The 23967-nt window shown below is 73.5% G+C and carries 22 protein-coding genes; 6 read left to right on the top strand and 16 right to left on the bottom strand.

The annotated features are described in order from the left end of the window. Nucleotides 1–36: 36 nt before the first annotated feature. The 5 genes from LWC33_RS01855 to LWC33_RS01835 form a co-directional block, all read right to left on the bottom strand. Nucleotides 37–1599, bottom strand: coding sequence for a class I adenylate-forming enzyme family protein (locus LWC33_RS01855; protein ID WP_233302358.1), 1563 nt, complete (start codon nt 1597–1599; stop codon nt 37–39). Between the two features lie 80 nt (nt 1600–1679). Continuing rightward, nucleotides 1680–3077 carry a phosphotransferase family protein gene (locus LWC33_RS01850; protein ID WP_233302357.1) on the bottom strand — a complete coding sequence of 466 codons (1398 nt, stop codon included), beginning with the start codon at nt 3075–3077 and terminating at the stop codon, nt 1680–1682. A 16-nt stretch (nt 3078–3093) separates the two neighbouring features. Beyond that, nucleotides 3094–3735 carry a TetR/AcrR family transcriptional regulator gene (locus LWC33_RS01845; RefSeq protein WP_233302356.1) on the bottom strand — a complete coding sequence of 214 codons (642 nt, stop codon included), beginning with the start codon at nt 3733–3735 and terminating at the stop codon, nt 3094–3096. Between the two features lie 87 nt (nt 3736–3822). Next, nucleotides 3823–4746 carry a cyclase family protein gene (locus tag LWC33_RS01840; protein ID WP_233302355.1) on the bottom strand — a complete coding sequence of 308 codons (924 nt, stop codon included), beginning with the start codon at nt 4744–4746 and terminating at the stop codon, nt 3823–3825. Then, a complete protein-coding gene (locus LWC33_RS01835) occupies nt 4746–6002 on the bottom strand; it encodes an acyl-CoA dehydrogenase family protein (protein WP_233302354.1) in 1257 nt (418 codons plus the stop codon). The genes LWC33_RS01840 and LWC33_RS01835 overlap by 1 nt, the downstream gene beginning before the upstream one ends. A gap of 64 nt (nt 6003–6066) precedes the next feature. On the opposite strand from LWC33_RS01835, the gene LWC33_RS01830 reads away from it, so the two are divergent. Further along, nucleotides 6067–6834 (top strand): enoyl-CoA hydratase/isomerase family protein, encoded by a 768-nt coding sequence (locus LWC33_RS01830; protein ID WP_233302353.1) that lies wholly within the window; start codon nt 6067–6069, stop codon nt 6832–6834. A gap of 3 nt (nt 6835–6837) precedes the next feature. Further along, nucleotides 6838–7641 (top strand): crotonase/enoyl-CoA hydratase family protein, encoded by an 804-nt coding sequence (locus tag LWC33_RS01825; RefSeq protein WP_233302352.1) that lies wholly within the window; start codon nt 6838–6840, stop codon nt 7639–7641. 56 nt (nt 7642–7697) lie between these two features. On the opposite strand, the gene LWC33_RS01820 is transcribed toward LWC33_RS01825, so the two are convergent. Together LWC33_RS01820 and LWC33_RS01815 are read right to left on the bottom strand one after the other, a co-directional pair. Continuing rightward, a complete protein-coding gene (locus tag LWC33_RS01820) occupies nt 7698–8210 on the bottom strand; it encodes a DUF6912 family protein (RefSeq protein ID WP_233302351.1) in 513 nt (170 codons plus the stop codon). Between the two features lie 16 nt (nt 8211–8226). Next, on the bottom strand, nt 8227–9639 hold the full coding sequence (locus LWC33_RS01815; RefSeq protein ID WP_233302350.1) for a WS/DGAT/MGAT family O-acyltransferase: 1413 nt from the start codon (nt 9637–9639) through the stop codon (nt 8227–8229). Between the two features lie 36 nt (nt 9640–9675). Between LWC33_RS01815 and LWC33_RS01810 the strand changes: the two genes are divergently transcribed. The 3 genes from LWC33_RS01810 (at nt 9676) to LWC33_RS01800 (ending at nt 12005) form a co-directional block, all read left to right on the top strand. Further along, entirely contained in the window at nt 9676–10431 is a 756-nt protein-coding gene (locus tag LWC33_RS01810; RefSeq protein ID WP_233302349.1) for a TrmH family RNA methyltransferase, read from the top strand. 81 nt (nt 10432–10512) lie between these two features. Beyond that, entirely contained in the window at nt 10513–11733 is a 1221-nt protein-coding gene (locus LWC33_RS01805; protein WP_233302348.1) for an alpha-hydroxy acid oxidase, read from the top strand. Between the two features lie 44 nt (nt 11734–11777). Continuing rightward, nucleotides 11778–12005, top strand: a complete 228-nt coding sequence (locus tag LWC33_RS01800) for an antitoxin (protein WP_232872978.1) — start codon at nt 11778–11780, stop codon at nt 12003–12005. Nucleotides 12006–12074: 69 nt separating this feature from the next. Here LWC33_RS01800 and LWC33_RS01795 read toward each other — a convergent pair whose 3' ends face one another. Together LWC33_RS01795 and LWC33_RS01790 are read right to left on the bottom strand one after the other, a co-directional pair. Then, complete coding sequence (locus tag LWC33_RS01795) at nt 12075–12449, bottom strand: HAD-IA family hydrolase (protein WP_233302347.1); 375 nt, start codon at nt 12447–12449, stop codon at nt 12075–12077. Continuing rightward, entirely contained in the window at nt 12446–12862 is a 417-nt protein-coding gene (locus LWC33_RS01790) for a MarR family winged helix-turn-helix transcriptional regulator (RefSeq protein WP_233302346.1), read from the bottom strand. Before LWC33_RS01790 ends, LWC33_RS01795 begins: the two co-directional genes overlap by 4 nt. Nucleotides 12863–12962: 100 nt before the next feature. On the opposite strand from LWC33_RS01790, the gene LWC33_RS01785 reads away from it, so the two are divergent. After that, complete coding sequence (locus LWC33_RS01785) at nt 12963–13583, top strand: Rv3235 family protein (protein ID WP_233302345.1); 621 nt, start codon at nt 12963–12965, stop codon at nt 13581–13583. Nucleotides 13584–13585: 2 nt separating this feature from the next. On the opposite strand, the gene secA is transcribed toward LWC33_RS01785, so the two are convergent. The 7 genes from secA to LWC33_RS01750 all read right to left on the bottom strand — a co-directional run bounded on the left by secA (nt 13586) and on the right by LWC33_RS01750 (nt 23916). Beyond that, a complete protein-coding gene (gene secA, locus LWC33_RS01780) occupies nt 13586–16552 on the bottom strand; it encodes a preprotein translocase subunit SecA (protein ID WP_233302344.1) in 2967 nt (988 codons plus the stop codon). Nucleotides 16553–16812: 260 nt separating this feature from the next. After that, nucleotides 16813–17493: a ribosome hibernation-promoting factor, HPF/YfiA family gene (hpf, locus tag LWC33_RS01775; protein ID WP_233302343.1), complete on the bottom strand. Its 681-nt coding sequence runs from the start codon at nt 17491–17493 to the stop codon at nt 16813–16815. A 140-nt stretch (nt 17494–17633) separates the two neighbouring features. Next, nucleotides 17634–18503, bottom strand: coding sequence for a ComF family protein (locus LWC33_RS01770; protein WP_233302342.1), 870 nt, complete (start codon nt 18501–18503; stop codon nt 17634–17636). Nucleotides 18504–18648: 145 nt separating this feature from the next. Next, nucleotides 18649–20373: an LpqB family beta-propeller domain-containing protein gene (locus LWC33_RS01765; RefSeq protein ID WP_233302341.1), complete on the bottom strand. Its 1725-nt coding sequence runs from the start codon at nt 20371–20373 to the stop codon at nt 18649–18651. Next, the gene (mtrB, locus tag LWC33_RS01760) at nt 20370–22127 is read right to left on the bottom strand and encodes an MtrAB system histidine kinase MtrB (protein WP_372476532.1); all 1758 of its coding nucleotides are present in this window, start codon (nt 22125–22127) and stop codon (nt 20370–20372) included. Before mtrB ends, LWC33_RS01765 begins: the two co-directional genes overlap by 4 nt. Nucleotides 22128–22169: 42 nt before the next feature. Continuing rightward, on the bottom strand, nt 22170–22847 hold the full coding sequence (gene mtrA / locus LWC33_RS01755) for an MtrAB system response regulator MtrA (RefSeq protein WP_232872986.1): 678 nt from the start codon (nt 22845–22847) through the stop codon (nt 22170–22172). A gap of 133 nt (nt 22848–22980) precedes the next feature. Continuing rightward, the gene (locus tag LWC33_RS01750) at nt 22981–23916 is read right to left on the bottom strand and encodes an SEC-C metal-binding domain-containing protein (protein WP_233302340.1); all 936 of its coding nucleotides are present in this window, start codon (nt 23914–23916) and stop codon (nt 22981–22983) included. Nucleotides 23917–23967 lie beyond the last annotated feature (51 nt).

Raw genomic sequence — 23967 nt, 5'->3', positions numbered from 1 at the left:
GGGGACGAAGCGTGCTGAACGATCGTTCAGCCCACGTTAGGAAGGGCTCGCCGCGGTGTCAACGGACTCGCGGACCAGGCTGCGCAGCTCCGGCTTGCGCACCTTCCCGCTGGTGGTGCGCGGCAGCTCGTCGACCAGCAGCACCCGGCGCGGGATCTTGTACCCGGCGAGGTGGCCGCGGCAGAACTCGCGCACGTCCTCGCTCGTCGGCGTGCGGCCCTCGAGCGGCTCCAGCACCGCCACGACGATCTCGCCCCACACCTCGTCCGGTTGCCCGACGACGGCCGCCGCGGCCACGTCGGGATGCTGGAACAGGACCTCCTCGACCTCGCGGGAGTACACGTTCTCCCCGCCGGTGAGGATCATGTCCTTCTTGCGGTCGACGATGTAGAAGTAGCCGCGGGCGTCCCGCCTGGCCAGGTCGCCGCTGTGGAACCAGCCGTCCTGGTTCGCCTCCGCGGTGGCCTCGGGCCGGTTCCAGTACCCGGCGCACACCTGGTCGCCGCGGATCACCAGCTCGCCGACCTCGTCGTCGGCCGTGTCGTTGCCGTCGGCGTCGACGATCCGTACCGACGACAGCCACTGCGGCTTCCCGACGCTGGTGAGCAGGGACTCGTCGGACTCCAGGGCCCGCACGTGGTCGGCCGAGCCGTGCACGACGACGTTGCCCGCCAGCTCGGTCATCCCGAACCCGGTCTGCCACTTGACCTCGGGGAACGCGGCCATCGCCTCGCGCAGCACCGCGGCGGGCATCGGCGCCGAGCCGTAGCTGATCCGGCGCAGCGACGAGACGTCGAACTCCCGGAACCGCGGATGGCGCAGCAGCATGGCGAGCATCGTCGGCGCCACGGAGGTCTGCCGCACCCGGTGGGTCTGCACCGCCTCCAGGAAGCCGACGGCGTCGTAGCGGCGCATCAGCACCATCGCGTCGCCCTTGAGGTGGGCCATCGGCACGCCGTAGCCGGCGATGTGGCACAGCGGCCAGGGCATCAGGGACACGCCGGGGTCGTGGTCGTGCTCCCAGCTGAGCAGCGAGTTCATCACCGCCGCGACGACGTTGCGGTGGGTCAGCACCGCGCCCTTCGCGCGTCCCGTGGTGCCGGAGGTGTAGATCAGCCAGGCGGGCGACCCCTCGTCGACGGCCGGCGGTTCCTCCGGCTCGCCGAGGAGGTCCTCCCAGGTCAGGGCGCCGTCCGGAGCGTCGTCGGGCGTCCCGTCGAGGCAGACCAGGGTGCGGATCGACGGCACCTCGGCCATCGCCTGCCGGGCCGTCTCGAGGTACTTCTGCTCGGTGATGAGCATGGTCGGGGTGGAGTCGTCCAGGTTGAGGGCGACCTCGCGCGGGCTGAGCCGGTAGTTGAGGAACACCAGCGCCATGCCCGCGGCGGGCACGCCGTAGTAGGCCTGGATGTACTCGGGGTGGTTCTCCGTGAGGATCGCGATGCGGTCCCCGGGGGCGGCGTGGCGGGCGAGCCCGTTCGCCAGCCTACAGACGTCGCGGTCCAGCTCCGCGTAGGTCCAGGTGCGGTCCTCGAAGAGCAGTGCCGGTTCGTCCGCGCGCCGCGCGGCCGTGAAGGACAGGATGTCGCCGATCCGCATTCGTGCTCCTTCGCACGGGGGGTGGGAACTGCACGGGTCAGAACTGCAGGGTCGGAACTGCAGGGTCGGAACCCGTCGGGTCACTCGCCGGGGTGGGACAGGTACTTCGGGTTGGCCACCCGGAGCCGGTCGGTGATCGCTGCCCGGACCGCCGCGAGCAGCGCCGGGTCCTCCGGGTCGACGACGCCGGCGCGGATCGCGGCGGCGAGGTCGGCCTGGTCGGCCCGGCCGAAGCGGGCCAGCCGCTCGCGGTGCCGGCGCTCCTGCTCCGGCCCGAGCGCGAGCTCCCGCGCGACGGTGTCGACGACGTTGGCCGCGACCCGGGCGTTGAAGCTCAGCCGGCCCTGCGTGCCGGGCATGACGTCCTCGCGCAGGTAGAGCGCGACGGCGTCGAGCAGCTCACCGCTGGTGGGCCTGCCGTGCAGGTCCGACGGCGGGGCCGCCGGGAGGTCGGGCAGCTCGCCGGGGGAGTGCCCGAGCGCCAGGAACAGGTCGTGCTCCTGCTCGCACACCCGCCGTCCGATCGCGGCCAGCTCCACCGACGGGACGGCGCCGGAGAGGTGCCGCTCGGCCATGCCGCGGCAACCCACGGCCCAGCGCGCGGTGCCGTAGACCTGCCACCAGCGCACCGCGTCCGGGTCGGGCCGGTGGCCCGCGACCTCGGCGTACCCGTCGAGCAGCTGGTCGAGCGGGCCGAACCCGCCCACCGTCGGCGCGGCGCCGAACCGCCAGCACTTCACGCACAGCCAGCCCAGGTCCTCGCGGGGGTCGCCGCGGTGCACGGCCTCCCAGTCCAGGACGGCCTTGAGCCCGTCCGTCGCGACGATCATGTTGCCGTTGCGGAAGTCGCCGTGCACGACCGTCTCGGGCACGTCGACCGGGCGGTGCTTCGCCAGCCAGTGCAACGCGATCTCGATCGAGGGCAGCGGCTCACACAGCTCGTCGTAGGTCTCCCGCAGGTGCTCGAGGGGGTCGCGGCGCTCCAGCCCCGGCACCTCGGCCGCCGGGATCGCGTGCACCCTGGCCACCGCCCGGCCCAGCTCCGCGGCCAGGGTGCCGCGGACCTGCGCGTACTCGGGATCGCGCAGCAGCCGCCGCGCGAGGGTCTCCCCGTCGACGTGCCGGGTGACCAGGTACGGCGCCCCGACGACGGCGGGGTCCGTGCCGTGGTCGACCAGCGGCGGCACCGGCACCCCGGCCCGCTCCGCGGCCGCGATCGCCCGCGCCTCCATCGCCATGCCGTCCGGGCGGCCGGGGCCGGGCGGGTCGCGCCGCAGCACCAGCCGGTGCGCGGCCGCACCGGCCCGGGCGGTGAACGACCAGGTCTCGCGGCTCGCGCCGCCGGTCAGCCGGTGCAGCCCGACGACCTCGACCGGCTCGCCGAGGACCTCGGTGAGCCGGACGGCGAGCAGCTCCGCGAGCACGGCCGGGTCGGCGGGGTCGCCGGTGGGCCTGCGGGTCTCCGCGGCGGCGGTCATGCCGCACCCCCGCCCGTCAGGCGGTGGGGGCCTCCCAGGGCCCGGGGTCCACGGCGTCGACCATGTCCAGCGCCAGGCGCTGGTAGCGGTGCACCATCTCCTCCCGCGAGGCGGGCCCCGCCGGCGAGAACCAGCTCGCGACGCCCGTGCACATCACGACGATCGCCCGGGACGCCTCGTTCGGCAGCGGGGTGCGGAAGACCCCGGCCTCGACGCCCCGGGCCACCACCTCGTCGAACATCCGCTGCTGCGCGTGCCGCTTGGCCAGGTGCGGGGTGCGTACCGGCTCCTCCAGCGCCCGCAGCTCGCTCGTGCCGAGCAGGGTGCCGCGCTGGTCCTCGAGGTGGAACAGCACCTGCACCTCGACCAGCGCGCGGAGCTGGTCGGCCGGGTCGTCGCCCGCGCGCTCCAGCGCCTCGCGGGTCCGGGCCAGCAGCGCCTCGATCCCCCGCTCCATGATCATCGCGAGCACGGCCTGCTTCGACGGGAAGTGGTGGTACAGCGCGGCGGGGCTCAGCCCGGCCCGTAGCGCGATGTCCCGCACCGACGTCCCGTGGTAGCCGTGCTCGGCCATGGTCGCGATCGACGCCTCGAGGATCGCCGCGTCGCCCGGCGTCGCGTTCGGGGGCCGCGTGGCGGGCTGGTGTGCTCGCGCCATCGATCCCTCCCCAGGTCACCGGTCCGTCCGGGGCTCCGGACGGTTCCGGGAAGGCTACCGGGCCGTACGGCCGCGGGTCCGCGCGGTTCACTTGATCGCCAGCGGGTTGATCGGCGAGCCGAGGGCCCGCCGGAACTTGATCGGCGGCGCGGTGAGGAAGAAGTCGTACCGGCCGTCGTCGGCGCAGTCCGCGGAGAGCTCCTCGAAGTCCAGGATCTCGCCGAGGGTCATCCCCATGTCGCGGATCAGCACCATGTGCACCGGCAGCTGCTCGCCGGGCAGCTCGCCCGGGAGCACCTCGATCGCCCAGTTGTCCGAGCAGACCGCGGCGACCTCGTGCTCGTGCAGCCACTCGCAGCAGTCCAGGCCGAGCCCGGGCTCGCCTGCCATGAACGCGGCGGCGTCGGACTCCACCAGGAACTTGCGCCGCCAGCCGGTGCGCACGAGCAGGATGTCCCCGCCCTGCAGCGCCACGCCCTGGGCGGCCATCGCCGCCTCGAGCTCGGTCGGGGTGATCACCTCGCCCGCCTCGAGCCACTCCACGCCGCGGTGCCGGGCGACGTCGACCAGCACACCGCGGCCCGCGATCCCCTTGGCCTGGTGCTCGATCGAGTTGGCGGTGGTGCCGTGCGGGCTCACCGACGAGGCGGGGAACCCGTTGTAGAGCTGGTCGTCGTAGAAGACGTGGGCGAGCCCGTCCCACTGCGAGGCGCTCTGCAACGGCATGAACACATAGTCGTCGGCGTAGTGGAAGGCACCCGGGTAGTCCTGGTCCGCGCCGGTCTCCGACACGAGGATCATCGGGTTGATCCGGCCGCCGCCCGGCTGCGGGCCGCCGCGCCCGAACGGGATGCCGAGGTCGAAGATCTTCCCCTCGCGCACGAGCCCGGCCGCCGCGGCGACCCGCTCGGGCGTGAGGAGGTTGGTGGTGCCGCGCTGGTCGCGGACGCCGTCGCGGTCCCACCTCCCCCAGTTCGACAGCCGTTTGCCGAGCTCCCTGAAGTCGTGCATCAGCGCACCTTGTTGGGCCCGGCGAAGCCGAAGAGGTAGCCGGCGACCTTGCGCATCTGGATCTCCTCGGCGCCCTCGGTGATCCGGTAGCGGCGGTGGTGGCGGTAGATGTGCTCGAACGGGGTGTGCCGGGAGTAGCCCAGCCCGCCGTGCACCTGCATGGCCCGGTCGGCGGCCTCGCACACGAAGCGGTTGGCCCGGTAGTTGCACATCGAGACCTTGTCGCTGATCTCCATGTGCGGCACCCGGTCGAGCTCCCAGGCGGTCTTGCGGACCAGCCCGCGCAGCATCTCGGCCTCGGTCTGCAGCTCCACCAGCGGCCACTGGATGGCCTGGCGGGTGGCCAGCGGCGCCCCGAAGGTGACCCGCTCGCGGGCGTAGGCCACGGCCCGGTCGATGCAGAACTGCCCGGCCCCGACCCCGGAGGCGGCCTGACGGATCCGGTTCTCGTGCACGAAGGTCTGCGCGACCGCCAGGCCCATGCCCTCCTCGCCGAAGATCGCCGAGTTCGGTACCCGGACGTCGGTGATGGTGACCTCGGCGTGGTCGGTGGGCATGTTCAGCGTCCACCAGTGGAAGTCCACCGAGAACCCCGGGCTGGCCGTGGGCACGAAGAACGCGGTGATGCCGCGGGCGTCCCCGTCGTTGCCGCTGGTGCGGGCGAACACCACGTCGTGGGTGGCCGAGTGCATCCCGGAGTTCCACCGCTTGGCGCCGTTGATGATCCAGTCGTCCCCGTCGCGGACCGCCCGGGTCTCCATCCAGGTCGCGTCGCTGCCGTGGTCGGGCTCGGTGAGCCCGAACCCGATCCGGGCCTGCCCGGTGAGCATCGGCTCCATGTACTCGTCGAGCTGCTCGGGGGTGGCGAAGGCCAGCAGCATGTGCGCGAACGGGAAGTTCCCCACCACGCTCGACTCGTTCTGCAGGTCGTTGTGCAGCCCGAGACCCTTGCGTGCCAGGTGCTCGCGGATCACGGCCATGTCGAAGTTGCTGCCGTCCTGCCCGCCCACCTCCTTGGGCAAGGCGTAGCGCAACCAGCCGGCGGCGTCGGCGCGCCGGCGCATCTCGCGCAGCAGCTCCTCCCACTCCCGCCGCGGGGTGCCGCCGGCCTCGAAGTCGGTACGCGCCCACTCCCGGCGGTGGTCGAAGAACCGCTCGTTGTCGTCCTGCGCCTGCAGCGGGACGATCTCCCGCTCGATGAACGCGTCGAGCTCGTCGAGCTTCTGGGTCAGCTCCACCGGCAGTGCGAAATCCACGGGCCCTCCTTAACGATCGTTCAGCTAGGATTGCATCGGCACGGGCGCCGAGGGAAGGGGTCGGATGCAGGAGATCCGGTACGAGGTGGCGGAGCGAGTCGCCACACTGACCATCGACCGGCCCGCGAAACGCGGGGCCATGACGTACGCCATGCTGGAGGAGTTCACGGCCCGCATCGACGAGGCCGGGCACGATCCCGAGGTCGCGGTGTTGCTCGTCACAGGTGTGCCGGGCAGCTTCTGCGCCGGGATCGACCTGGCCGACCTGGCAGGTCGCTCGCCCGACGAGCGCGGCGCGGTCCGCTCGCGCGAGATCCCGGCCCTGATGGAGTGCCCGAAGCCGGTGCTCTGCGCGGTCGACGGGATGGCCGTCGGGATGGGCGCGGAGTTCGCCACGCAGGCCGACCTGCGGCTCGTCTCGAGCCGGGCGCGGTTCCGGTGGAACTTCGTGCACCGCGGGCTCGTCTCGGACACCGGCGCCGGGTCGTGGTTGCTGCCGCGCCAGATCGGCACGCCCGCGGCGCTGCGGCTGCTCTACACCGGCGACGACCTCGGCGCGGACGAGGCCGTGGCGCTGGGCTTCGCGGTGTCGTCGCACGCGCCCGAGGAGCTGCCGGAGGCCGCGCGGGCGCTGGCCGTGAAGATCGCGACGGCGTCGCCCTTCGCGCTGGCGCGGACCAAGAAGCTCGTGCTCGACGGCGCCGGGATCGGGATGGCCGAGCACGTCGCCGCGACGCGGGAGGCACTCGCCGAGTGCTTCGCGTCGGAGGACCATGCCGAGGGGGTCGCGTCGTTCCTGGAGCGGCGGCCGGCCCGGTTCACAGGGAGGTAGGACTTGACCGAACAGCGGGTGACCGTCGAGATCACGGACGGGGTGGCCGACGTCCGGCTGGCCCGGCCCGAGAAGCGCAACGCGCTCGACCCGGCGATGTTCGCCGCGCTCGTCACCACCGGCGAGCGGCTGCGGACCGAGCCCGGGCTGCGGGCCGTCGTGCTGTCCGGCGAGGGCCCGGACTTCTGCGCCGGGCTCGACTTCGGGTCGTTCCAGGCGATGCGCGACGGGCAGCGGCTCTCCGCCACCGCCGACCTGCCGCCCGGCGACGGTCCGGCGAAGGCGACCGGGCAGCGGGCGGCACACGTCTGGACCGCGCTGCCGGTGCCGGTGATCGCCGCCGTGACCGGGAACGCGCTGGGTGGCGGGCTGCAGATCGCGCTCGGTGCGGACATCCGGATCGTGGCGCCGGACGCCGTGCTCTCGGTGTTCGAGGTCCGCTGGGGCCTGATCCCGGACATGACGGGCACGCAGGTGCTGCCCGAGCTCGTCGGCAGGGACAAGGCCAAGGAGCTCACGTTCACCGGGCGCAAGGTCAGCGGCGAGGAGGCCGTCGCGATCGGCTTGGCCACACGGGTGGACCCGGACCCGCGCACGGCCGCGCTGGAGCTGGCCCGGGAGATCGCCGGGTTCAACCCGCACGCCGTGCGCGCGGCGAAGCGGCTGTTGGAGACCTCGGGCCGGGTGCCGATCGAGGAGCAGCTGGCCGCCGAGCAGACCGAGATCGGCGCGCTGATCGGCAGCCCGAACCAGAAGGAGGCCGTGGCCGCGGGCTTCGAGAAGCGGGCCCCGAGGTTCGCGGACTGACCCGTGGCAGCGCCCGCCGCCTGCGCGGTGGCGGGCGCGCCCGGGCGGTCGCCGTCCTACAGGTCGCCGAGGTCCACCAGGAACGCGATCTCCTCGGGCGAGTACCACGCGAGCTCGTGGTCCTCGGCCTCGCCGACGAGGAACTCGGCGTCGAGGTCGCCCAGGTCCGCCTTGTCGACGACCGCCGCGGCCTCACGCACCGCGTGCTCGGCCTCCTCGGAGTCGACGTGCACCGCGGCGATCGCGGTCATCGGCACCGCGCCGGAGATGCGGACGGCGCCGTCGTCGAGGTCGGGCCGGAGCGTGACGTCGTCGAGGTCGGCGGCCACCACCACCCTCCGGGCCGGGGTCCCGTCCTCCCCCAGCCCGAACTCGACGGCGAGCAGGCGCAGCGACGCCCGCGCCGCCTCGCTCATCGCGGCGTACTCCAGCTCCTCGTCGTCGCCGGACACGTACGCCTCCCGCAACCGGGGGGTCAGCGCGAACGCGGTCCCCCCGATCGGGTCGAACCGCCCGGTCTTGACCAGCTTCCGCAGCATCGGCCAGGTCCCGGGGATGTAGATCCGCACGGTCTCTCTCCTGCTCTCAGCGGCTCGCGGCCAGCAACTCGTCCAGCGCCTCGTCGACCAGCCCCGCGAGGACGTCGACGTCCGGCATCCCGTCCCGGTCGCCGTTGAACCCGTAGTACACGCCCCCGTCGTAACTGGTGAGCCCGATCGCGAGCGCCTGCCCCTTCGCCAGCGGCACCACCGGGAACATCTCCAGCATGCGCGCTCCGGCGGCGTAGAGGGGGAACTGTGGGCCGGGGACGTTCGTCACGACGAGGTTGAAGATCCGTCGGGAGATCCCGCTCGCGGCGCGGGCCCCGAGCGCGTGCAGCGTGGGCGGCGCGAACCCGCCGATGCGGACGAGGGTGTCCGCGCCCACGTTCTGCCCGGTGGAGGTGTGCTCGCGCATCGCGTGCGTGACGTGGTGCAGCCGCACGACCGGGCTCGGCTCCCCCACGGGCAGGTCGACCAGGAACGACGACACACGGTTGCCGAGCGAGCCCGACGTCGCCGAGCTGGGCACGTCGGCCTCGCCGCGCACGGACATCGGCACCATCGCGCGGACGGACGCCCCCGACGTCACCGGCTCGCCGCGGGAGAGCAGCCAGTTCCGCAGGGCGCCCGACACCACGCTGAGCACGGCGTCGTTCACCGTGCAGCCGTGCGCGGCGCGGATCCGCCGGTAGGCCTCGAGGTCGGTCCGCGCGATCGCGAACCGGCGCTGGGTGGAGATGTGCACGTTGAGCGGGGTGCCCGGCGCCGGGCGCGAGGCGGTCCGGGCCATGGTGAGCAGCTTGCCCGCCATCCCCGCGAGCTTGGTGGCGGTCGCGACGGCGTCGCCGGTGGCGGCGCGGACGTTGTCCACGATCTCGCCGGGCCGGGCCACGGCGTCGCCCACGGCCTCGGCGATCAGCCGGAGGTCGCTCGGCTCGGGCCGCGGCATCCAGACCTCCTCGACGCCGGGCCGCGCGTCGGGCGAGACGTCCAGGATCACCTGCGACAGGTCGATCGCCGAGATGCCGTCGACCATGGCCTGGTGGGTCTTGGTGACGACGGCGACCCGGTTCTTCTCCAGGCCCTCGACCAGGTACATCTCCCACAGCGGCCGCGTGTGGTCCAGCGGCCGCGACATCAGCCGGGCGACGAGCTCGCAGAGCTGCTCGTCCGTGCCCGGGCGGGGCAGCGCGGAGCGCCGGACGTGGTAGGCGACGTCGAACTCGGTGTCGTCGACCCACACCGGCCGGGCGAGGTTGCCCGGGACGTGCCTGACCTTCTGCCGGTAGCGCGGCACCAGCGAGATGCGCTGCTCCACGAGCCCGACGAGCTTCTCGTAGTCGAGCCCGCCCTTGCCGGCACGCTTGAAGACGGCCACGCCGCCCACGTGCATCGGCGTGGTCGTCTGCTCCAGGTAGAGGAACGACGCGTCGAGCGCGGTGAGCCGGGGCGGCATGGTCGTGATCCTACGTGCGCGTGCGACCCTGCACGGGTGGCAACGCCGGTCTCGCCGAAGGACTCCTTCATCACCGTCTACGGCCGCAAGCCGGTCCTCGAGGCGCTCGAAGACGAGTCGCTCGCCGTCGACAAGGTGATCATCGCGGAGGGCACGCGGGGCGAGTCGATGCGTGCCATCACCGACGCCGCCCGCCGCCGCGGCGTGCCGGTGCAGCGGGCGAGCGCGCACCGGGTGAAGGTGCTGGCCGGGAACGGGCGGCACGACCAGGGCGTGCTGGCCGACGTCGTGGCGCCGCGGATGGCGCCGGTGCCGGTGTTCCTGCGCGACCTCGGCTCCCGGCGCCCGGCCCGGGTCCTGGTGCTCGACCGGGTCACCAACCCGTCGAACGTCGGGATGATCCTCCGGACGGCCACGGGCGCGGGCCTCGACGGCGTCCTCCTGCCCCGGCGCGGGGTGCCCGCGATCGACCCGCTCGTGATCAAGGCCTCGGCGGGGGTGGCGTTCTCCGCGCCCGTCCTGCGCTCGGCGACCGCCGAGGAGGGCGTCGCACAGCTGACGGAGGCGGGCTTCGGGGTCTTCGGGCTCGACGCCGGCGGGGAGGACCTGCTCACGGCCGACCTCCCGCCCCGGGTCGCGCTGGTGCTGGGCAACGAGACCGACGGGCTGTCCGAGGCCGTCCGCCCGCTGCTCGACGGCCTGCTCGCCATCCCGCTGATGGGCGGGGTGGAGTCGCTCAACGTGGCCAGCGCCGCCGCCGTCGCCGCGTACGAGCTGCACCGCCGTCGCTGAGCGGGTCCACGGCCGGACGGCGCGCTTCCCGGGGTCGCCGCTCGGGCCTCGGCGGGGCGTCGGCAGGACTAGCCTCGGGGCATGGTCCAGCGTCGGATGCCCAGGCCCAAGGAGCTGCTGCCCCTGCTCCGGCCCGCCCCCTTCGTCCGCGACGCCACGGAGCGCCGCCTGCGCCGCGCGGCGTCGATCGACGACCTGCGCGAGCTCGCGCGCCGGCGCACCCCGCGCGCCGTCTTCGACTACACCGACGGCGCCGCGGACGGGGAGCTGTCCCTGGACCGCGCCCGCGCCGCCTGGTCGCGCATCGAGTTCACGCCCACGGTGCTGCGCGACGTCAGCACCGTCGACCTCGGCCGGGACATGCTCGGCGCGCGCTCGGCCCTGCCGTTCGCCTTGGCGCCGACCGGGTTCACCCGCATGATGGGCACCGAGGGCGAGCCCGCGGTCGCGTCCGTCGCCGCCGACGCCGGCATCCCCTACACCCTCTCCACGATGGGCACCACGACCATCGAGGAGGTCGCCGAGGCCGCCCCGGGGGCGCGCCGGTGGTTCCAGCTCTACCTCTGGCGGGACCGGGCGTTCGCGAAGGACCTGGTCCAGCGCGCGGCCGCGGCCGGCTACGACACCCTGATGCTGACGGTCGACACCCCCGTCGGCGGCAACCGGCGCCGCGACGTGCACAACGGGCTGACCATCCCGCCGGCCCTGACCCTGCGGACCTTCGTCGACGGGGCGCTCCACCCGCACTGGTGGTTCGACCTGCTCACCACCTCGCCGCTCACGTTCGCGACGCTCGAGCGCACCGAGGGCACGGTCGCCGACCTCATCAACCGGGTCTTCGACCCCGCCCTGACCATGGACGACGTCGAGTGGTTGCGGGGCGCGTGGCCCGGCAAGCTGATGATCAAGGGGATCCAGAACGTCGCCGACGCCCGCCGGGTCGTCGACGCGGGGGTCGATGCGGTGCTGCTGTCCAACCACGGCGGCCGCCAGCTCGACCGCGCACCCGTGCCGGTCGAGCTCGTCGAGCCCACGGTGCAGGAGGTCGGCGACGCCGCGGAGGTCTACGTCGACACAGGGATCACGCACGGCGCGGACGTCGTGGCCGCCGTCGCGCTGGGCGCCCGGGGCGCCCTCGTCGGTCGGGCGTACCTGTACGGGTTGATGGCGGGCGGGCGCGCCGGCGTGGCCAAGGCCGTCGACATCCTCACCGGGGAGATCACGCGGACGATGCAGCTCATCGGTGTCACCTCGGTGGACGATCTTCGGCGGGAGCACGCGCGACTTCGCCCGATCGGGTGAGCCCGGGGTGGCGCTCCGCCGGAGTTGGGGCCACTGTGGCCGGCATGGGATTCCTGGACAAGGCGAAAGAGTTGATCGGTCAGCACGACGACAAGGTCGACCAGGGCCTCGACAAGGCCGGCGACATGGCCAAGAAGAAGTACGCCGGCCACGACGACCAGATCGACAAGGGCGTCGACTTCCTGCAGGAGAGGACCGGCGAAGGGAACACCACGGCCGCGCCGCCGCCGGCACCCGAGGGCGAGCAGCCGCCGCCCCCGCCGCAGCAGTGAGCCAGCAATGAGCCAGTGACCTGCACCGACCCCACGGCGCCGTCCCCTCGGGCGGCGCCGTCGCCGTTCTCACCAGTCGAAGAGGATCCCCAGCTCGCGCAGGGTCGAGTCGGGGTCGGTGTGCCGCACGCCGACGGCTCCGGCCGCGCTCGCGCCGCGGACGTTGACCGGCAGGTCGTCGACGACAACGCAGTCCCCGGGCGCCAGCCCGAGCAGCTCCGCGGTGCGGCGGAAGGCCTCGGGGTCGGGCTTGCGAGCCCCGGTCGCGCCGCCGAGGACCACGGCGTCGAACCGGTCGGCGTACCCGTCCGGCACGGAGTGGGCGTCCGAGAGCAGCGCGACGCGCAGGCCCGCCTCCCGCGCGCGCAGCGGCAGGTCCGCCATCGCCGGGCCGTCGGTGAGCACGCCGCCGTAGTCGAGGATCAGCCCACGCAGGTCCGTCACGTCAGTCGTCCCTCCACCGCCGCGAGCACCTCCTCGAGATAGCGGCGCACCGCCGGCCGTTCGCCCGGCACCGTCTCCTGCAGGGTGCGGTCGACCCGGTCGGCGACGGTCGCGCAGCGCCGCCTGCCGCTCTCCGTGAGACACACCCGTACCACCCGCCGGTCGGTGGCGTCGCGTTCGCGCCGGATGTCCCCGGCCCGCTCGAGCGCGTCGACCACCGGGGTGAGGGTGGCCGGGGTGAGCCCGAGTCGCCCGGCGAGCTCACGGTGGGGCAGCCCGTCCTCGCCGGTCAGGACGGTGAGCAGGTCGAGTGCGGTCGCCGACAGCCCGTGCGCGGCCACGGCCCGCTGCCGGAACCGCGCGAGCGCGGCGCCGGTCGTGATCAGGAGCCGGTCCAGCGGCTGCTCACCCACGCCCGCACCTTAGTCCGTGAACGATCAGGTGCCTGATGGTTCGGCGGCGAAGTACCGCGATCGGGTCCGGCCGGGCGCGTATCGCCCGCACGCTCGGGCCATGACGCTCACCGCCCCGGCCCCCGCGCTCCCGCTCTTCGGCACGGTCGCCTACGAGCCGGCCCTCGAGCCGCCGGTCTCGCTCCTCGACGGGGAGTGGGGAGGGGACGTCCCGCCCGGGGAGCCGCAGGGCGGGCCGGGCGGGCAGGGCCGAGCTGGTCGCGAGGCGGCGTGGGTGGACGAGAGCGCCGTGGTGGCGGCCGGAGCGGCGGCGGCCGGTCCCTCCGGATCGTCGCCCGCGGGTGACTCGACGCGACTCCCGGCCGGCACTCCGGACGGGCGGGGGCGCCGGGAGCGGGAACGGGCGGTCGCCGCGCGGCGCAGGGCGGAGCTGGTCGTGCGCACGGCGCTGGAGGTGCTCGACGGCCGCCGTCCGGTCCGCCAGCTCGCGCCGTACGCGGCGCCGGTGGTGCTGCGCTACGTCAACGCGGGCGTCCCACGGCGCGGGTACACGACCGCCGCCGGCGCCTCGTTGCGTTCCCTGCACCTGAGCCTGCCCACTCGGACGGCCGCCGAGGTCGCCGCCGTGTGCCGCTTCGGCGCGAAGGTCCGCGCCCTCGCCGCCCGCCTCGAGCTCACCGGCCAGGGCGAGTGGCGCTGCGTCGCCCTCCGGGTGATCTGACGTCAGCGCTGCTTGCGCGCGGCCCGCTCCTGACGCCGCCGCTCGGCGCGGTTGCCACCGGCACCCTGCGGCTGGCGCTGCCCACCACCACCGCGCTGGGCGCCGGCTCGCTGGCCGTCCCGGGTGACGACCTCGCCGCCGTCGTCGCTCGGGCCGCTGTAGCTCAGGTTCTGCTGCGGCGGGCCGGCCCGGAAGGCGGCCGGGAGGACCGAGGTCGGGGTGTCGTCCGGGCGGCCGTCGGCGGCCTGGGCGGCCACCCGCGGGATCCGGCTGGTGACGGGCTCGCCCGCGGCCGGCGCGTTCGCCACCGCCGCCTGCGCGCCCTGCTGCACCCCGGCGCCGTTCTGCCCCGCCCCGTTCTGGCCTGCCCCGTTCTGGCCGGCCCCGTTCTGAGCGGTCCCGTTCTGCCCTGCCGCGGCCCCGGCCGGCACGGGCGCGGCCTCCGGCGACTCCTGGACCTGCACCACGACGTTGAACAGGTGCCCGACCGTCTCCTCCTTGATGCCCTCGAGCATCGCGGTGAACATGTCGTAGCCCTCGCGCTGGTACTCGATCACCGGGTCGCGCTGGGCCATCGCGCGCAGGCCGATGCCCTCCTTGAGGTAGTCCATCTCGTAGAGATGCTCGCGCCACTTGCGGTCGATGACCTGCATGAGGACCTGCCGCTCGAGCTCGCGCATGCCGCCCTGCGCGCCGATCAGCGCGTCCATCTCGGCCTCGCGCACCGAGTAGGCGCGCTCGGCGTCCTCGATGACGGCATCGGTGATCCGCTCGGCGGTCAGGTCGTCGAGGCCGCCGTCCTCCGGGTCGCCGTCGACGAGGTCCTGCCACTTGACCGAGATCGGGAACAGCTGGCCGAGCGCGGTCCAGAGCTTGTCGAGGTCCCAGTCCTCGGCGTAGCCCTCGGCGGTCGCGCCCTGCACGTACGCGGCGATCACGTCGTGCAGCATGTGTCGCGTTTGCTCCTGGACGTCCTCGCCCGCGAGGACCCGGCGGCGCTCGGCGTAGATCACCTTGCGCTGCTGGTTGAGCACCTCGTCATACTTGAGGACGTTCTTGCGGATCTCGAAGTTCTGCTGCTCGACCTGCGTCTGCGCGCTGCGGATCGCCCGGGTGACCATCTTGGCCTCGATCGGGACGTCCTCGGGCAGGTTGAAGCGGTTCATGATCGACTCGACCATGGCGCCGTTGAACCGCCGCATGAGCTCGTCGCCCAGGGACAGGTAGAACCGGGACTCGCCGGGGTCGCCCTGACGGCCGGAACGACCGCGCAGCTGGTTGTCGATGCGCCGCGACTCGTGCCGCTCGGTGCCGAGCACGTAGAGCCCGCCGGCCTCGCGCACCTCCTCGGCCTCGGCCGCGACCTGCTTCTTCATCCGCGCGACGGTGTCGTCCCAGGCGGCCTCGTAGGCCTCGCGGTGCTCGACCGGGTCCAGCCCGCGGCCGCGCAGCTCGAGATCGGCGAGGAAGTCCGGGTTGCCGCCCAGCATGATGTCCGTACCGCGGCCCGCCATGTTCGTGGCGACGGTGACGGCGCCGGCGTGCCCCGCCTGCGCGACGATCATCGACTCGCGCTCGTGGTGCTTCGCGTTGAGCACCTCGTGCGGCACCTGGCGCGCCACCAGCAGCTTCGACAGGTACTCGGACTTCTCCACACTCGTCGTACCGACGAGAACGGGCTGGCCCCGGTGGTGCTTCTCGGCGATGTCGTCCGCGACCGCCTCGAACTTGGCCGCCTCGGTCTTGTAGATGAGGTCCGCCTGGTCGGCGCGGACCATCGGCCGGTTCGTCGGGATGACGACGACGTGCATGCCGTACGTCTGGTGCAGCTCGGCCGCCTCGGTCTCGGCGGTACCGGTCATGCCCGAGAGCTTGTCGTACAAGCGGAAGTAGTTCTGCAGCGTGATGGTGGCCAGGGTCTGGTTCTCCGCCTGGATGTCCACCTTCTCCTTGGCCTCGATGGCCTGGTGCATGCCCTCGTTGTAGCGGCGCCCGGCCAGCACGCGGCCGGTGAACTCGTCGACGATCAGGACGTTGCCGTCCCGGACGATGTAGTCCTTGTCCTTCTTGAACAGCTCCTTGGCCTTCAGGGCGTTGTTCAGGTAGCCGACGAGCGGGGTGTTGGCGGCCTCGTAGAGGTTGTCGATGCCGAGCTGGTCCTCGACGAAGGCCACGCCCTCCTCGGTGACGCCGATGGTGCGCTTGCGCTCGTCGACCTCGTAGTGGGTGTCCTTGCGCAGCAGCGGCGCCATCCGCGCGAACTCCTGGTACCAGCGGGCGCTCTGCTCGGCCGGACCGGAGATGATCAGCGGGGTGCGGGCCTCGTCGATGAGGATCGAGTCCGCCTCGTCGACGATCGCGAAGTTGTGCCCGCGCTGGACCATGTCGGCGGAGTTCCACGCCATGTTGTCGCGCAGGTAGTCGAAGCCGAACTCGTTGTTCGTGCCGTACGTGACGTCGGCGGCGTACATCTCGCGGCGCTGCGCCGGGGTCATCTCGGCGAGGATCACGCCGACCGACAGGCCCAGGAACCGGTGGATCCGGCCCATGTTCTCCGAGTCGCGGCGGGCCAGGTAGTCGTTCGTGGTGACGACGTGCACGCCCTGGCCGGAGATGGCGTTGAGGTAGCTGGGCATGACACAGGTCAGCGTCTTGCCCTCACCGGTGCGCATCTCCGCGACGTTGCCCAGGTGCAGCGCCGCGCCGCCCATCAGCTGAACCGGGAAGGGGCGCTGCCCCAGCGTGCGCCTGGCCGCCTCGCGGACCACGGCGAACGCCTCCGGCAGCAGGTCGTCGAGGCTCTCCCCGTCGGCGTGCCGCTCGCGGAACTCGTCCGTCTTCGCCCGCAGCTCGGCGTCGGACAGGGGCTCGATCTCCTCCTCGAGCGAGTCGACGTGCGCGGCGATCCTGCCCAGCCGTTTCACCAGCTTCGTCTCACCGGCACGGAGCAGGCGGTTCAACAACGGCACTGGTCGACCTCATTCGCGATCGCGGTCTCGGGCGCGGTCCTGTGGGCCCCGACGGGCGCCGGAGGACCGGGGCGGACGCCGGCGCACGGCAGACACCCGCGAACCATGGTAGCCATCGACGCGGCGGCCCCTCACCGTGCAACGACCCCGGACCCGTGCGGGTTCCGGGGTCGTCGCGGTCGGATGCGATGGGCGGGCGCCGCGGCACGGCGGGCAGCCGTGCCCCGGCGCCCTCGTGGGCAGGTCGGTGGGACGCCCGGTCAGCCGCCCAGACTGATCACGCCGTAGTCGTAGCCCCTGCGCCGGTAGACGACCGACGGGGTGCCGCTCTCGGCGTCGGCGAAGAGATAGAAGTCGTGGCCGACCAGCTCCATCCGGGAGAGCGCCTCGTCGACGCTGATCGGTTCGTCGGAGTGCTGCTTGCGTCGCACGATGCGGCCCGGCACGTTCTCGTCCTCCCCGTACCCGCCGGCCGTGTTCCCGTCGGTGTCCGGCCGGTCGTCGAGGTGCTCGGTGTGGGCGCGGGGGCTGGGCACCTCGACCTCCGCGACACCGAAGGCCTCCTCGGTCTCCGGGAGGGTCTCGAGCACGGCGACGCCGGCACCGCCGCGGCCCGCCATGACGCGGGAGCGTCGGTCGTTGAGCCGGCGGCGGTCGTGGGAGCGCCGCATCCTGCTCTCCAGCTTGGACACGGCACAGTCCAGTGCCGCGTAGAAGTCCTGCGCACACGCCTCGGCGCGCACGACGGGGCCCCGGCCCCTTCCGGTGATCTCGACGCGTTGACAGATCTTGGCCTGGCGGCGGTTCGGCTCGTGGAAGAGCTCCACCTCCATGCCGACGATCTTGTGGTCGTACCGTTCGAGGCGGGTCAACTTCTCCTCGACGTGGACCCGGAAGTGCTCCGGGACCTCCACGTTCCGGCCGGTGACGACGATCTCCACTCGACTTCCCTCGCTCTCCGTGCGTTCTCGGCGTCGGGGCGGTGTGCTCGGGCCTGCAGGATCAAGGGGCCGACAGCGGGGCGTGACCCTGAGGAGACCCGAAGCGGACGATCGGTGTTCCCCTCCCGTTGTGGTCTGGGTTACGTGTGCCAGGCACGGTAGTGCGCATCACGCTTTGGCAACAGTCCTGAGCGACGAGTGACGCCGAACCGGGCCAAATCGGCGGATCCCCTTTCCCTGACCTGGGCAAACACGTATCGTGGTGGGGTTGCCCGGGTCACCCGTGGAGGCTCTTCGGCCCGGTGCCGGCGGTCGGTCCGGCTGCTCGCGTCGCACAGGACCACCGCCCCCGCGACCCCGATCCCCACCTCCGCCAGGGCCCGTGCGCAGGCACGCAGAGTGGCCCCGGTGGTCACCACGTCGTCGACGAGCAGAACCGGGCCGGGCGGGTTCTCGCGGGACCGCACGAGGACCCGGCCGGCGAGGTTCGCGGCCCGCCCCGCGGCGTCGAGCCCGAGGGAGTCCCGGGTCCGGCGGGCCAGCCCGAGCAGCCGCACGGTTCGCGTGGGCGCGATCCGCCGGCACAGCCGCAGCACGTGGTCCCCGCCGCGGCCGCGGGCCGCCGCGGGCCGCGAGGGCGCCGGCACGAGCAGCGCGCCCGGCGGCACGAGCGGGGCGAGCACCGCCGCCAGCGGGGCAGCCAGATCACGGCGGCCGCGCTCCTTGTAGGCGAGCAGCGCGGTGCGCAGCGGGCCGCGGTACCGGCCGGCGGCGAGCGTCTCCGGCGCCCCGGGCAGGACGACGCGGTGCGGGCCCGGCAGCCGCGCGGTGCACTCCGGGCACCACCCCGCCCCGCCCGCGCCGCACCCACCGCAGGAGCCGGGCAGCAGGAGGTCGAGCAGGCCGGCGAGGAGCAGGCGCGGGGTCAGGCCGGGCGGGGCCGGAGCGGACGGGGACGGAGCAGACGGGAGCACGGACGGGGACGGGGGTGCGGAGCCGGGGCGAGCCATGCCCCCACCCTGACCCCCCGCACCGACGACCCGGCTCCGGAACGGGCCGCGCGGGCCGAGTTGTCCACAGGTCCGGCCTCGCTCCCAGCTCCGACGTCGTCCACACGGTCGTCCACACGACGGTCCTGCGTGGAGCCGGCGCGGCTCACCCCGGGTAGAGCGGCACCCCGTCCGGCGCCGCGCCGAGCACCTGCCGCCAGCTGTCCAGCTCGCCCCCGTCGTAGCTCCAGATCCCACCCTGGTCGGCGACGAGGAACGGCCTGCTCGACGCAGCGGTCACGGCCTTGAGCGGCGGGGTCAGGTTGCTGCCCGGCACGAGCTGCAGCGTGAGCCCGTCCGACGACACGAGCGACACCGGGCGGTCGGTGCGCGACGAGACCACGATCAGCGACTCGTCGGCCCGCCAGTCCACCCCGACGACGTCGGAGAGGTCCGACGGGCGCAGCCGGCGGACGTTGCGTACCGCGACGTCGCCGTCGGCCGCCCGCACCACGGCCCCGGTGACCAGGCCGCCGTCGACGATCGCGGCGACCCGCATGCCGTCGCGGGACAACCGCAGGTCGGTGAGCGGCCCCAGCGCGGTGAGCGCCGAGACGTTGACCTGCCCGGTCCGCACCGCGCCGGTCGGGTCCACCGTCACCCGCGCGACGACGGCGCCCGGGCCGCCGCCCAGCACCGTCCACACCTCGCCGCCGCTCGGCGTCCAGGTCGGCCGGGACAGCGACGGGCCGGACAACGGCACCGCCTGCAGCATCCCGTCCGTGGGCCCGACCAGCAGGCGCACCCGCCCGCCGTCCCGGGCGACCGCCGCGATCCGGGCGCCGTCGGGAGTGGTCGCCGCCGACGCGATGTCGAACGACCCGTTGCCCGCCTGCCCGGCGATCGGGTCGCCGCCGGGCAGCGCCCGCACCTGGCCCCCCGTCACGACCAGGGCGGGGACGTCGGCGCCGGGCTGCACCGCGGCGCCGGCCCCGACGACGTCGTCGGCCGTGAGGTCGGGCTTGCCGGCCAGGAGCGGGGCACCGTCGACCAGCAGCCGCACCCGCGGGACGTTGATCTCGGCGAGGGTCTGCACGAACTGCGCCGCCATGAGCCGGCGGCGGGCCTCGTCGAGGTCGCCCACCTGCGTGAGGTCGACGACCAGCGCGCCGTCGGGCGTCTCGGTGACGTTGGTCCGCAGCCGGGCCGACGCCGGCACGACGGACTCCGCGGCGTCCTGCAGCGCGGGCGACGGGCCCGTCAGCAGCATGTCGACGGTCCGCGACGGCAGCGCCTGCGCGGGCACCGCCGGGAGGTAACGCAGGTCGGCGACGGTGGCGCGCCGCGCGGGGTCGACGAAGTACCCCTTCACGGTGCGGAAGTTGGTGCGGAAGTCCGAGAGCCGCACGAGCACGCCGGCGGGCAGCCGGTCGATCCGCCACTGCCCGTTCGCGCGGCGGACCGTCACGTCGATCTCCACCGGTGCCTCGGCGGGCTCGAAGGCGCCGAGGGCGTCGAGCGAGCCGACCCGGTCGCCCCGGATGCGCACGGTCGCGGTGTCGGGATCGGTGCTGCTCGTGGGCGGGTAGACCGTGTCGAACTGCTCGTCGAGCACGGTCAGGGAATCGCCGTCGTCCCAGGTCTGCGAGGCCTCCGGGGTGAGGAACCGGCGGGCGGCCCCGTGCCGGTCCACGGTGCTGCCCGAGGCGTAGACGAAGCCGCGGACCAGGTCCAGGGGGTTGGTGCCGTCGACCGGGCCGGCGGGGATGTCCGGGGAGTCGCCGTCGGTGACCTTGCGCAGCACCTGCACCGACGACTCGCCGGGGACGCTGGCGCACCCGGTGGCCAGCACGAGCAAGGCGGCCAGGACGAGCAGCAGCCGACGGGTCACCGGTCGCCCCGCGGGTCCAGGACGGCCGGTTCGGCGGCGCCGTCCTTCCCGTCCGCATGCTCCGCCTCGCGCAGCTCGGCCGAGATCGGGGTGCCCCACGGCGGCGTGGGCACCGAGGCCGGGAGCGGATGCGCCGTGTCCGGGTCGTCGCCCTCGGGCTGCAGGGGCAGCGGACTCGACTCGAGCAGGTCCCCCTCCGTGCGCGGCAGCGTGAGCCGGAAGGCCGAGCCGCGGCCGGGTTCGCCCCAGGCCTGCAGCCACCCGCCGTGCAGCCGGGCGTCCTCCAGGCTGATGGACAGGCCGAGGCCACTGCCGCCGCTGCGCCGCGCCCGGGACTCCTCGGCGCGCCAGAATCGGTTGAACACCAGCCCGGCCTCGCCGGGCCGCAGCCCGACGCCGTGGTCGCGGACCACCACGGCGACCGCGTGCTCGTCGCCGGCCAGGGTCACGTTCACCGGCCGGCCCTCGCCGTGGTCGATCGCGTTGGCGACGAGGTTGCGCACGATCCGTTCGACGCGCCGCGAGTCGACGTCCGCGTAGACGTCGCCGGGCAGGTCCAGGACCAGGGGCGTGCCCGACTCCTCCGCCAGCCCGCGGACCGCCTCGACGGCGCGGGAGACGACGTGCCGCATGTCGAGCCGGTCGGTGCCCAGCTCGGCCACGCCGGCGTCGAGCCGGGAGATCTCCAGCAGGTCGCCGAGCAGGTTCTCGAACCGGTCCAGCTCCGTGACCAGCAGCTCGGAGCTGCGGCGCAGCGCCGGGAGCAGCTCGTCCCGCGAGGCGTAGAGGATGTCGGCGGCCATGCGGACGGTGGTGAGCGGCGTGCGCAGCTCGTGGCTGACGTCCGAGGTGAAGCGGCGCTGCAGGGCGCCGAACTCCTCGAGCTGGCGGATCTGGGTCTGGATGCTGCCCGCCATCTCGTTGTACGACTCGAACAGCCGCGCGACCTCGTCCTCGCCGTGGACGGGCATGCGTTCGTCGAGATGTCCCTCCGCGAACCGCTCCGCCACCTCGGCGGCCTGCCGGACGGGCCGCACCACCTGCCGGGTGACCAGGCTGGCGATGCCGGCGAGCAGCAGGATCAGCACCAGCCCGCCGACGATCAGGGTGCTCTGGACCAGCCCCAGGGTCCGCTGCTCGGCGTCGAGCGGGAACATCAGGTAGAGCTGCAGCTCGCGCCCGGCGGTGCGCACCGGCTGGCCCACGACCAGCGTCGGGATGCCGTCCACGGTGGTGTACTGCGTGGACAGTGCGCCGTTCGCGACGGTCTGCCGCTGCTCGGGCGAGACGTCGTCGAGGTTGCCCGCCGAGATCTCCGGCCCGCTGCCCGCGCCCGTGGTCAACGCGGCGCGGAACTCGCCCGCCGTGGGGGCGCCCGCGGCGTCGGTCGTCGACTGGTTCGTGAGCTGGTCCAGGGCGTTGTTCAGGGTGCCCTGCGCGCCCTCGCGATCCGGGTCGACGCCGGACAGGTCCCGCTCGGAGATCACCCGCGCGGACTCGGCCTGCGCGATGGCCGCGTCGAACTTGCCCTGCAGCAGCCGGTCGGCGATCTGGGTCTGCAGCACCAGGCCCAGGACCAGGGACACCGCCGTGGACAGGGCGAGGGTGGAGACGACGACGCGCAGCTGCAGCGAGCGGCGCCACGCCGCCAGCGCGACCGCGCGGATCTCGGAGACGAGCACGCCGGTCGACGCCGCCGCCCGCTTCGCCCGCCGGGCGAGCGGCAGCCGTGCGACGAAGGACCTCAGTGACACGGGTACCTCAGGAACACGGCACCATCATGCGACCGCGCGGGCTCACGGCGGGCCCGCCTTGTACCCGACGCCGCGGACGGTCAGCACGACCTCCGGGTGCTCGGGGTCCTTCTCGACCTTCGAGCGCAGCCGCTGGACGTGCACGTTGACCAGCCGGGTGTCGGCCGCGTGCCGGTAGCCCCACACCTGCTCGAGCAGCACCTCGCGCGTGAAGACCTGCCGCGGCTTGCGGGCGAGCGCCACCAGCAGGTCGAACTCCAGCGGGGTGAGCGCGATCCGCTCGCCCCGGCGGGTGACCTGGTGGGCCGGAACGTCGATCTCGACGTCGCCGATCGTGAGCTGCTCGGCCGGCTCGGCCTCGGTGCGCCGCACCCGCGCCCGGATGCGCGCGACCAGCTCCTTCGGCTTGAACGGCTTGACCACGTAGTCGTCCGCCCCCGACTCCAGGCCCAGCACGATGTCCACGGTGTCGCTCTTCGCGGTGAGCATCACGATCGGCACCCCGGACTCGGCGCGGATCGCGCGGCAGACGTCGATCCCGTTCATGCCGGGGAGCATGAGGTCGAGCAGGACGACGTCCGGGCGCATGTCCCGCACGGCGGGCAGCGCGCGGGTCCCGTCCCCGACCACGGCGGTGTCGAAGCCCTCGCCCCGCAGGACGATGGTCAGCATCTCGGCCAGGGCCGGGTCGTCGTCGACCACCAGAACGCGCGACTTCATGGGAGGAAGCATCCCACTGAGGTCCGACGGTCCCGTTCCGACCCGCGCCAACCCGGTTCCGCACCTGTTCTGCACGTGCGGAACGGTCACCGCGTCGAGATCCTCCGCCTTCCCCGTCCGCCGAGGTGAACGGTCAGCGCACCGCGCCGCAGCACTTCTTGTACTTCCGCCCGCTCGCGCACCAACACGGCGCGTTGCGGCCGGGCGGCCACGCCACCGCATCGTCGTCCGACAGGGTGTCGAGGTAGCGGGTGCGGGTCTCCTCCTGCTCCGGATCGAGCCCCTCGGTCTCGGCGAAGCGCGCGAGTCCCCGCGCAGTGATGGGGTACAGCCTGATCGAGCTCCCCCCGCTCTCCGCGATCTCCCGCCAGTGACGTTCGACCGCATCGAAGTAGTCGTCGTCGGCGGTGTACGTCGCAGGCCACATGCGGCAGGCCTCGCGGCGTTCCGGCCGTGTGAACACCACGACCCGCACCTGGGTCGGCATGGCCCGAGAGCTCGCGAACCGCTCCATCTTCTTCCTCAGTCGGGCGAGGTCCTCCACGGTCGGCGGTCCCGGAACCAGCTCGTCCGTCGCGTCCGGGGGCAGCCCCAACTCCTCGCGCACCTGGCGGCGGCCCCGCAGCGTCGGGGCCTCCAGCGACATCCACCCCTTCGGTCCCCGGAGCGCGTCGAGATCGTCGGAGGAGAGCCGGGCGACGAACCTGTCGTACCAGGCCAGGGCCCTGGTGAGGAAACCGCGCTCGGCCAGTCGCTCGGCCGTGACCGCGCAGTGACCTCGATCGAGCTCGGGGTGGCGGGCCAGTGCGTCGAGCTCCGCCTCGGCCGTCTTCTCCCGACCGTCGGTGTACAGGACCTCGATCAGGTCGGTCCTCGCCCAGCAGCCGTCCTCGCCACCCTCGGTGACCAGCTCGCGGAGGATCTGCTCGGCGCGGGCGACCTCACCGGCGTCGAGCCAGGCATACGCCGCCTCGCGGAGGATCTCTGCGCGGTCGTCCGGATACTCCGCGACCTGGGCTTCGAGTTCCTCGGCCTCCTTGCGCGCGACGTCTGCCGCAGGGTCTGTCATGCGCGCGACGATAGCGCCGGACGGAAGCGGGTTCGTGTCCCTCGGCGGAGC

The organism is Pseudonocardia terrae (genome assembly GCF_021343995.1).
GTDB classification, from domain to species: Bacteria; Actinomycetota; Actinomycetes; order Mycobacteriales; family Pseudonocardiaceae; genus Pseudonocardia; species Pseudonocardia terrae.
This window is presented reverse-complemented; position numbering and strand designations above follow the sequence as displayed.

Excerpts from the sequence above, each read along its gene's own strand:
- LWC33_RS01770 (WP_233302342.1), bottom strand. The coding sequence starts at position 18,503 with ATGGCTCGCCCCGGCTCCGCACCCCCGTCCCCGTCCGTGCTCCCGTCT.
- LWC33_RS01800 (WP_232872978.1), top strand. The coding sequence starts at position 11,778 with ATGGGATTCCTGGACAAGGCGAAAGAGTTGATCGGTCAGCACGACGAC.
- mtrA (WP_232872986.1), bottom strand. The coding sequence starts at position 22,847 with ATGAAGTCGCGCGTTCTGGTGGTCGACGACGACCCGGCCCTGGCCGAG.
- LWC33_RS01815 (WP_233302350.1), bottom strand. The coding sequence starts at position 9,639 with ATGCCGCCCCGGCTCACCGCGCTCGACGCGTCGTTCCTCTACCTGGAG.
- LWC33_RS01855 (WP_233302358.1), bottom strand. The coding sequence starts at position 1,599 with ATGCGGATCGGCGACATCCTGTCCTTCACGGCCGCGCGGCGCGCGGAC.
- LWC33_RS01805 (WP_233302348.1), top strand. The coding sequence starts at position 10,513 with ATGGTCCAGCGTCGGATGCCCAGGCCCAAGGAGCTGCTGCCCCTGCTC.
- LWC33_RS01750 (WP_233302340.1), bottom strand. The coding sequence starts at position 23,916 with ATGACAGACCCTGCGGCAGACGTCGCGCGCAAGGAGGCCGAGGAACTC.
- LWC33_RS01830 (WP_233302353.1), top strand. The coding sequence starts at position 6,067 with ATGCAGGAGATCCGGTACGAGGTGGCGGAGCGAGTCGCCACACTGACC.
- LWC33_RS01785 (WP_233302345.1), top strand. The coding sequence starts at position 12,963 with ATGACGCTCACCGCCCCGGCCCCCGCGCTCCCGCTCTTCGGCACGGTC.
- LWC33_RS01845 (WP_233302356.1), bottom strand. The coding sequence starts at position 3,735 with ATGGCGCGAGCACACCAGCCCGCCACGCGGCCCCCGAACGCGACGCCG.
- LWC33_RS01850 (WP_233302357.1), bottom strand. The coding sequence starts at position 3,077 with ATGACCGCCGCCGCGGAGACCCGCAGGCCCACCGGCGACCCCGCCGAC.
- LWC33_RS01840 (WP_233302355.1), bottom strand. The coding sequence starts at position 4,746 with ATGCACGACTTCAGGGAGCTCGGCAAACGGCTGTCGAACTGGGGGAGG.